This window comes from Secundilactobacillus similis DSM 23365 = JCM 2765 (assembly GCF_001311075.1).
GTDB classification, from domain to species: Bacteria; Bacillota; Bacilli; order Lactobacillales; family Lactobacillaceae; genus Secundilactobacillus; species Secundilactobacillus similis.
Genome location: NZ_BBAD01000110.1, coordinates 1 through 8,344, shown reverse-complemented (window position 1 = coordinate 8,344; position 8,344 = coordinate 1). Strand labels below are relative to the sequence as shown.

Genomic DNA, 8,344 nt, shown 5'->3' with positions numbered 1-8,344 from the left:
GGGAAATATATCACCTTGGCTTACCATTGAAGTTCATTACCTTCTGACTTTCCCCAATCAAGCTCGTGATCCCTTTTCCCGTCATCTTGCCAATGACTGGCTAACCTCATTCTACAATTCGCCTAAATAAATCTTTGAGTCGGTTAGCAACTTCTTTACGATCCTTGAGTGCCAGAATACTTGTACAGTCATTACTACAATGAAATTGACATCTCTGCCAAAGGCTACCCTGAAATTGCGTAGTGATTGCATCCTTTAAGCCACAATGAGCGTCTGAAACAAACATATCAACGTTGGTAAGGCCCCGCTGTTTAAGTTCACTAAAGAAGTCCATCCATGCAGCTTTTGATTCACTATCACCGATATCAAAACCGAGCACTTCTCGACGACCGCTAGGGTCGATTCCAATCGCAACGAGTAAGCTATTACTTGTCACAACGTGACCACGGTGTACCTTAAATAAAATTGCATCGGCATACACAAAAGCATACTTTTGCGTAAGGGGACGTCGGTTAAAATCCAGCACTTGGTCGTCCAAATTATTGCATAAAGCCGAGACCGTACTTTTAGAAAAGGTTGTCCCACATAACTTCTTAGTAATCTCAGCTACTTTACGTGTTGAAACACCTTGGATTACCATTTCCATTAATGCCAAATCAAAGGCCTGCTCACTACGCTGGTAGCGTTTGAACAGCTGTGTTGAAAAATTGCCATGACGGAGTTTAGGAACGTGTAGTTCTAGAGACCCTACGCGGGTGGTAAGCTGACGAACCCGATAACCATGCCGTGAATTGGTTCGTTCATCCGAACGTTCATAAGCCTTAGCTTTAATCTGCTCAGTCGCTTCGGACTTAAGAATTTCGTCAAGGATCTTGGTCATAATTGATTGCATGGCCTTATCCCGATCACCTAGTAATAGTTCCTTTAATTCGTCATCTTCTAAATTTAATTCAACCTTTGGCATAATGAAGTTCCTTTCAGATTTCACAAAGTCCTATTTAGAATTTACACCAATTATACGGACATAACCGCAGTTTTTTTCCAGTGGAGAGTGTAACATCTGTTAATGTTAGTGCGGTAACTAAAGTAGGCATATTTCTCTGCGTTAATTTCAACTTTGTCTCCTCCATTTTTTTGAAATACACTTTATTAAAACAGTCATATGTGTCGTAAATATGGAGAAGCCAGCATATATAAAAAAGAGTGCCATGTGACACTCTTTTTGAGCTATTTAATATCAACAACACCGACAAATTCAACATCATCAATTGCAGTTAAGTAAAAACTATCAGTTGGTCCAAGTATTGTAAGTTGACCATTTTTGATTGTACATTCTTGATCTGGTGTGGTCAGTTTCACCGTCCCTTTTAAGGGAATGAGAACTATATTTCCAGGTACAGGGTGAAATTCTCCGTTGTTTGTCACTGTATTTTTCTTTAGTATACGATGACCAACCCGTCTTTGACCATTTTCGTAAAGGTGTTCATGGACCTCATCACCGCGACTACCAGTTAATATTTTCATATAATATATACCCCCAAGTTAATTGACTTTTTTACGTGGCTTTTCAGTATTATTGGAATTTTGTTGAGTGTTGTTTCCACAGCCGCCCATACTACCAGAGCCACCGTGCATACCCTTGTGCATAAATAGCATCATGAGTGGGTGTGCTAGAAGAAAAAGGGCTATCAGAATCCATTGTGACATAGTTTCACTTCCTTTTGCTTTGTTTCTATAATAGGTTTTTGTCATCACTTAATTACACGTTTTTAATCTTTTCACCAGTCAATCCCATCGCATTAATTGCCACGATAATTGTCGACATCGCCATGACCGCAGCACCAACGGCTGGGTCTAGAATGATTCCAATAAATGACAACACACCGGCAGCGAGTGGAATTGCGACAATATTGTAGCCTGCTCCCCACCAGAGATTTTGAACCATTTTCCGATTTGTGATTTTAGCCAAATCAAGAAAATGTAAAATATCGCTGGGTTCTGATTTAACCAACACAACATCAGCGGAATCAATGGCAACATCGGTTCCGGCGCCAATTGCAATTCCAATATCGGCCGCGGCAAGACTTGGTGCGTCATTTACGCCGTCACCAACCATGATGACGTGATTGCCCTTTGCTTGATAATCAGCAATAATCTTTTGCTTATCATCTGGTAATAGGCCTGCATGGAATTCAGTCAATCCTAGTAAGTTAGCAACGTGTTCCGCGGCTTTTGGATTATCGCCAGTGAGCATTACGGGGGTAATTCCTCTCCTCTGAAGACCACTAATTAATTCCTTAGCACCCGCTTTGATGGTGTCGCCTTCAGCAACCATTCCTTGAACTTGGGTGCCCTGCAATAGGAAGCTGACGGAATTACCCTTAGCAGCCCATTTATCAGCAGCGGCCTCGTCAAACCTGATCCCTTGCTTCGTTAAATAGTTACCATTAACAATCGTATAGTCAGTGCCATCAACATTACCGGAAATACCAACGCCCGGAATATTTTGAGACTTTTCAGCCGCAACGACTTCAATGTCCTTCGCTTGGGCTTCAGTAATGATTGCTTGGGCCAGCGGATGAGTCGAATTATTTTCAAGGGCGGCCAGTCGGCTTAATAACGTTGTTTCGTCAATCCCATCATTTGGAATCAATGCATTCACCGTAAATTTACCTTCTGTTAACGTGCCAGTTTTATCCAAGAGAACGTGGCTAACATGTTGACTTGCTTCAATGGCTTGGCGATTTCGAACTAATAGCCCATTTTGAGCGCCAATCGTAGTAGAACGAGAAACCACTAATGGAATCGCTAATCCTAATGCATGCGGGCAAGCAATCACGAAGACGGTCACCATGATCGTCATTGCAGTCGCCAATCCCTGGGGTAACCAGGCAAAGAAAGCAATAATCCCAACACCCAATGCCGCGTAAAATAGATACTTGGCAACTAAATCAGCTTTATCTTCTGCTTTAGATTTAGCTTGCTGGGCATTTTGAACCATTTTCATTACTTGAGAAAGATAGCCGGAGTCACCAGTACCAATAATTTTAACCGTTAGCGTCCCGTTATTGTTAATTGCACCACCAATGACCTTATCGCCAACGTTCTTGATAACGGCAGCAGATTCACCGGTTACCAGTGCTTCATTCACGGTCGACTCCCCAGCCGTAATAACACCATCGGCTGGAATACTCTCACCTGAACGCACTTGGAAAGCTTGACCAACTTTTAAATCAGATACTGGCACTTCTTTTGTTTCACCATTATCTGTAACTAGATGGGCCGTCTTAGGCAACAGGGCCGCCATCTTTTGTAAGGCATCCCCAGCCCCCATCAATGCATTCATTTCAATCCAGTGTCCTAGAAGCATAATTAAAATCAGGGTTGCAAGTTCGAACGAAAAATCCATTACATGATTTGCCGGGTTCAAGAAGTTGTTGGCAATAAATGCGTACAAACTGAAGAAATACGAAACGGAAATTCCAAGGGTTACTAGCGTCATCATTTCAGGAGATTTATCCTGAATTTCCGCTTTAGCCCCCTTTAAAAATGGCATTCCGCCATAAAAGTAAAGTGCTGTATCAAACAAAACGATGATAATGCCAACAATTAGCGGTGAACTGAAACTAAGGATGGAAACGTTTAAACCCATGATTGGTGCTAACAGTAAAACTGGAATCGCTAAGACAACGGAGACCCAAAATTTAACTTTCAAATTCCCCATATGCATCATTGAGCCACCGTGCATCATCATGTCGGTCCCAGCCATATCCATATCACCGTGATTCATCCCACTCATATTCATAGTTTCGTGATTCATGTTCATTTGGCTGTGATCCATATTCATTTGACCATGATCCATTTCGGCCATATCGTGGTCCATGTTCATTTGATTATGATCCGTTTCGGTCATATCGTGATCCATTTTCATGTCATCATGATCCATATGACTCATATTTGATTCATTATTTTCCATATTCTTAGCACTCATGTTTTTCATGTTCATATGGTCCTCTTTATTTGCCATGATTATCGACCCCCTAAAAATAAGTGTGCGTAGCAAAGCGGTTAGAAGCCGGAATATAAGTTCCTTGTGTGGAAATCCCCGGGCTCGGGATTTTTCCACCAGGTTCTTATATTTAGGCTTCTGCTTTGCGGAGCACCATGCCACTATATGAATGAGAATTACGACAAAAATTCATAAGTTTCCGCCATCAGAAATCCCAGATTCTAGATTTTTGTGCAGCAATCCTAAAAGTAAACAGAACACCACAGTCTTAACACGTTTGATCACCTGGCAAGCAGTTACACTGAACTTCCTCGGGCGCTGTTTTGGCCTTTTCAGCTAGAATCGCCTGTAAGTTCGCAATATCCGCCCGTGAGAGTTCCCTTGACTGAATAACGCCGGCAATTGTTGAACCAGCCCGCATCGCACACATATGGTCAAACAAATCATCTGCCGCTGCCGCCATTGATTCCTTCTCGCCAACAACCGGCTTATACATGAATGGTCGACTGCCGCCATGCTGCGCAACCGCCTGTTTTTGAATCAACCTGTGAAGTAGCGTTTTGGTTGTTGAAGCTGACCAGCCTTCTAATTCGTTCATAGCATCGATTAGTTCACGACTAGTCGCATGTCCCATTGTCCAAATTGCTCTCATAACCATCCATTCAGAATCGGTGATGGTTACATTCTTTGCATCCTTCAATTGGCTTCCTCCATTAATTGAATTCTAAGTTTACGTTTGTAGCCTCTTAACACTTATTAGTTTACAACCGTAGTCACAATAATGCAACCTTTCTGCCAGAAAATACCATGACATTAAAAAAACGCCTAGATAATATTCCAGGCGTGGTTTGATACGATATATTAAATTAATGATCTGGGAATTTTTGGTTTTCTTGTTAGTATGGTGAAATGCCTCTTAGAATCCGTCTAGTATCTGCTGAATCTGATAGAATTGTGGAAAACGGACTGAGGATTTTGTCATGCCAGATTATCCAAGCAATATTTCTCGAGCGCAATTTGCGTTAATACAACCTGATTTAGAAAACTTCCGTAAGCATACAAGACCGCATCGTTATGATCTTTATGACGTATTCAATGCCATCCTTTACTCGCTTACTACAGGGTGTCAATGGCGTGAATTACCGCACGATTTCCCGGAATGGCATACCGTCTACCGCTATTACGATATGTGGCGAGATAAACCAGACCCGACAGCTGATTCGCTATTAGAAAGGCTTTTAAAAAAACTGTCGCTTCCTATCGTTTTGCACAGGCCGATCGGCCCGAACGTCGTTTGTGATTGTTGATGCTCAAAGTGTTAAAACCACTGATTTAACGAAAAATAGTGGCTACGATGGCGGCAAAAAGATTTCAGGGATTAAGCGTCATATGGCGGTTGATATTAACGGTTTACCACAAGCCATTCTCGTGACACGAGCTAATGTATCAGATCGTTCAGGTGCATTGGCTGTGTTTAGTTTGGCTAGCCAAAATTTAGAGCTGGTTCAGCATGTCATGGTTGATGGTGGCTACACTGGCAATGACTTTGCGGATCAGGTGAAGCTCATTTTGAATGCTAAGACGACGGTAGCTAAACGCAACGAGTTGCACATTCACGGTGTTACCGCAACGATGGATCATTGAACGTTCATGGAGTTGGCTAGACAAATGTCGGCGACTTTGGAAAAACTGTGAACGTGCCCTTAACAGCAGTCTTCAAATGGTTGTATTGGCCTTCCTGAAGATAGTTCTTAAAAGATACTAGACAGGTTCTAAGACACTTTTCAGAATTACTCGATTGTTTAATAAACCGCCTGGAACCCAGCGTTTTTACAATTATGGTAGTTAGAAAAACCGTTAATTAAAATCTAAGATCATTAATAACTGACCTCACTTTATCACGTTGCTTGTTTTTTATTTCAAGATCATGATCTAATCTCTGTTGTTCTTTAATCATTAAACGTTTGTACTGCTTATTTGTATCTTGAATGACAATTTTTAGCGTTTTTAAGTGGTAATCGCGCACTTCTTCTATCATGGTTCCGTCTAGTATGATACGATCCCCACTGATTTTGGCGATATTTCCTCGATGCATCGATGTAAACTGTGATGGTGACCGCCAATTTGCTAAGAATAGTTGTTGCCACGTTCGATTAGGATAATGATTCAAACGAAATGGAACTTCATACAACGCAGAACCCGGTGCACCATCGTTACGAGGCTGAGTAACCTCGTCGGAATCAATGCTGATCAACATTATCTGTGTATTTTTATTATCGTTATCACTAATCAAAGTTGTATCAGCTTCATCAGCGACTCTAACTACTTTTGATGGTCCCGCTTTTGGAGTTGGTTGACTGGTCATTGAGATGCCAAGAATAGTTCTTTTGAGCTTTTTAACAGCTCCTTTGAATGTTATCGAGTCCAAATTATCGGACAAATCTGAGGCAAGCTTAGATGCTAAAAAAACTGGCACAATCTCATCTCTGTATGTCTCAAAAGTGACAGGAAGGAATTTTTTTATTGTTTCCCTCTTTGACAGACTTGCTGCCATAATTGCTGCCTCATAACCAACCCCTCCTTCACGATCATCTGCTCTTTTTTTATATCCAGAGGTGAGAATCACAATAATAAAATCCGATTCGACGAGATTTTTTCCATGAATAGTGGCAGATCGCCGCCTATTTCTAGGTTACGCTCGTCAATGATTACACGGATATCACTTTCTTCAAGCAACTCAATAAGTTGGTCTAGCTTTTCTTTGTTAACTTCCGATCTAAAATATGAGATGAAAACTGTTTTCATATAAAAAACCACTTTCTCTTTTCTAAGGTATTCCAAGGCTCAAATAGCAATTATTAAGTATATTGAACCATGGACAATTTTTCGCTAATAATCTTCATGTCCATGTTATGCACATAAGCTTTTAATTCTGACGGTGAAACAATTCTGTAATAACTGGTCTTATTATTATTTGTGATAATCCAACCGTTATTATAATAATATGAATTATCTTTCTCTTGATACTTATCAAAATAACTATTATTGAATTGAGTACTTATTAATGCTTGACCCGTGTCAGCAAGATGATCTTTAATGCCTCAATTGAGGTTCCTATTGCTTGGTTATAGCACGATCGAAGGTCTTGTCTTCTTTTATGACGTTTACCGTGATCAAAGAGTTGACTGGACTGAAAATCGACTTGGATTTGATAAATCGTATGTGGCGCACAATGAACGGCATAACCGACCATTTCAGGGAACCCACCTAGGTTTAGCTTTTCAGTTACCATAGGCTTCAACTTAGGCGTTAAAATCGAGTTCCGACCACAATGATGTCGACAAGTATCAGCGTGATCCCGAGCTATAATGGCGCAGCAATGACCTTTAGGGTAACGGTAAGTTCACGCCTAATAAAAATACGAGAGTGGCTTAAGGTCGCGGCAATGTATTGAATTGTGTGGTATTGCATCTGTTGCATCAGATCTATCTGAGATCGTTCAACTAAGGCTATAATGGCCATGGAACCTGTCCTTCTCTCTAGATAGTATGTTATGCAAAGACCATTTTAGCAAGAAAAGACAGGCCTTTTTTCATATTGTCTGGGTGGTAACTTTAATTATGAAATCTAGGTCTGTACGCTAATTTTACCACTATTCATTAATCAGAACTCGTCTATCTATTTCAACCTTATTGTATCCTGGCTATTTGTATTATGAAGCCTAAACGCCAATCTGTTCGCGTATAATAAACTAGTGAGTAATTTAAAAGCGGGGGAAGGACTGTTTTTATGTTGGAGTTGTCGTTTGAAAAAGAAGTTGTTAAAACCTTAACGACTGGAAGCAATCAATGGGTGGAACGAAGAGACCTGTATGGTGCGACCCCGGATCAATTATGGACTAATTTTCGCGATAAATTAAATAACAATAACTATGCTAAATTGCAGGGAAACCCTTTAACTGATACCGAATTTAATCAAGTTAAACGGGCGATTGAAGTCCGGACACCTTACGAAGCAGCTAAGTTACTAGCCGCCGAAAATGGCATCGGCAAAGTTGAAGTTGAACGTGATGATGCTAAGCTGGGCACGGTGACGCTCGAGTTGTTTTGGAAAGCGGACGTTGCTGGCGGTAAATCTAGTTATGAAGTGGTCCGGCAAGCAGTGCGACCACGGTTAGCTGGTACTCAAGATGTCGATCCTGATCGCCGTTTTGACGTAACCCTATTAATTAATGGGTTACCCTTAATTCAATTGGAACTAAAAAAAGCCACGGTCGAACTTAACCAGGCTTTTAATCAAATTGAAAAATACGCGCAAGAAGGTAAATATACGGGG

General features: G+C 41.0%; 6 protein-coding genes and 4 pseudogenes. 2 read left to right on the top strand and 8 right to left on the bottom strand.

Going from position 1 to position 8,344, the window contains the following annotated elements; all coding sequences use genetic code 11:
* Positions 1 to 20 precede the first annotated feature (20 nt).
* The 6 genes and pseudogenes from JCM2765_RS19210 to JCM2765_RS15275 all read right to left on the bottom strand — a co-directional run.
* A pseudogene (locus JCM2765_RS19210) lies at positions 21 to 104 on the bottom strand (PbsX family transcriptional regulator); the annotation flags it as partial.
* A 20-nt stretch (positions 105 to 124) separates the two neighbouring features.
* Positions 125 to 964: pseudogene (locus tag JCM2765_RS15290) on the bottom strand (IS256 family transposase); the annotation flags it as partial.
* A 263-nt stretch (positions 965 to 1,227) separates the two neighbouring features.
* On the bottom strand, positions 1,228 to 1,524 hold the full coding sequence (locus tag JCM2765_RS15285) for a hypothetical protein (protein WP_054737441.1): 297 nt from the start codon (positions 1,522 to 1,524) through the stop codon (positions 1,228 to 1,230).
* Between the two features lie 18 nt (positions 1,525 to 1,542).
* Positions 1,543 to 1,752, bottom strand: coding sequence for a DUF2933 domain-containing protein (locus tag JCM2765_RS16890; RefSeq protein WP_225352132.1), 210 nt, complete (start codon positions 1,750 to 1,752; stop codon positions 1,543 to 1,545).
* 7 nt (positions 1,753 to 1,759) lie between these two features.
* Positions 1,760 to 4,027, bottom strand: coding sequence for a heavy metal translocating P-type ATPase (locus tag JCM2765_RS15280; protein ID WP_054737440.1), 2,268 nt, complete (start codon positions 4,025 to 4,027; stop codon positions 1,760 to 1,762).
* 250 nt (positions 4,028 to 4,277) lie between these two features.
* Positions 4,278 to 4,709, bottom strand: a complete 432-nt coding sequence (locus tag JCM2765_RS15275) for a CopY/TcrY family copper transport repressor (RefSeq protein WP_054737439.1) — start codon at positions 4,707 to 4,709, stop codon at positions 4,278 to 4,280.
* Positions 4,710 to 4,989: 280 nt separating this feature from the next.
* On the opposite strand from JCM2765_RS15275, the pseudogene JCM2765_RS16880 reads away from it, so the two are divergent.
* A pseudogene (locus tag JCM2765_RS16880) lies at positions 4,990 to 5,774 on the top strand (IS5 family transposase).
* Between the two features lie 96 nt (positions 5,775 to 5,870).
* Here the strand turns inward: JCM2765_RS16880 and JCM2765_RS15265 are convergent.
* Positions 5,871 to 6,635, bottom strand: coding sequence for a hypothetical protein (locus JCM2765_RS15265; RefSeq protein ID WP_156301824.1), 765 nt, complete (start codon positions 6,633 to 6,635; stop codon positions 5,871 to 5,873).
* Between the two features lie 474 nt (positions 6,636 to 7,109).
* A pseudogene (locus JCM2765_RS17290) lies at positions 7,110 to 7,531 on the bottom strand (transposase family protein); the annotation flags it as partial.
* Between the two features lie 267 nt (positions 7,532 to 7,798).
* Between JCM2765_RS17290 and JCM2765_RS15250 the strand changes: the two are divergent.
* Positions 7,799 to 8,344 (top strand): type I restriction endonuclease (locus JCM2765_RS15250; RefSeq protein ID WP_162231432.1); only part of this gene is annotated, 546 nt, incomplete at its 3' end.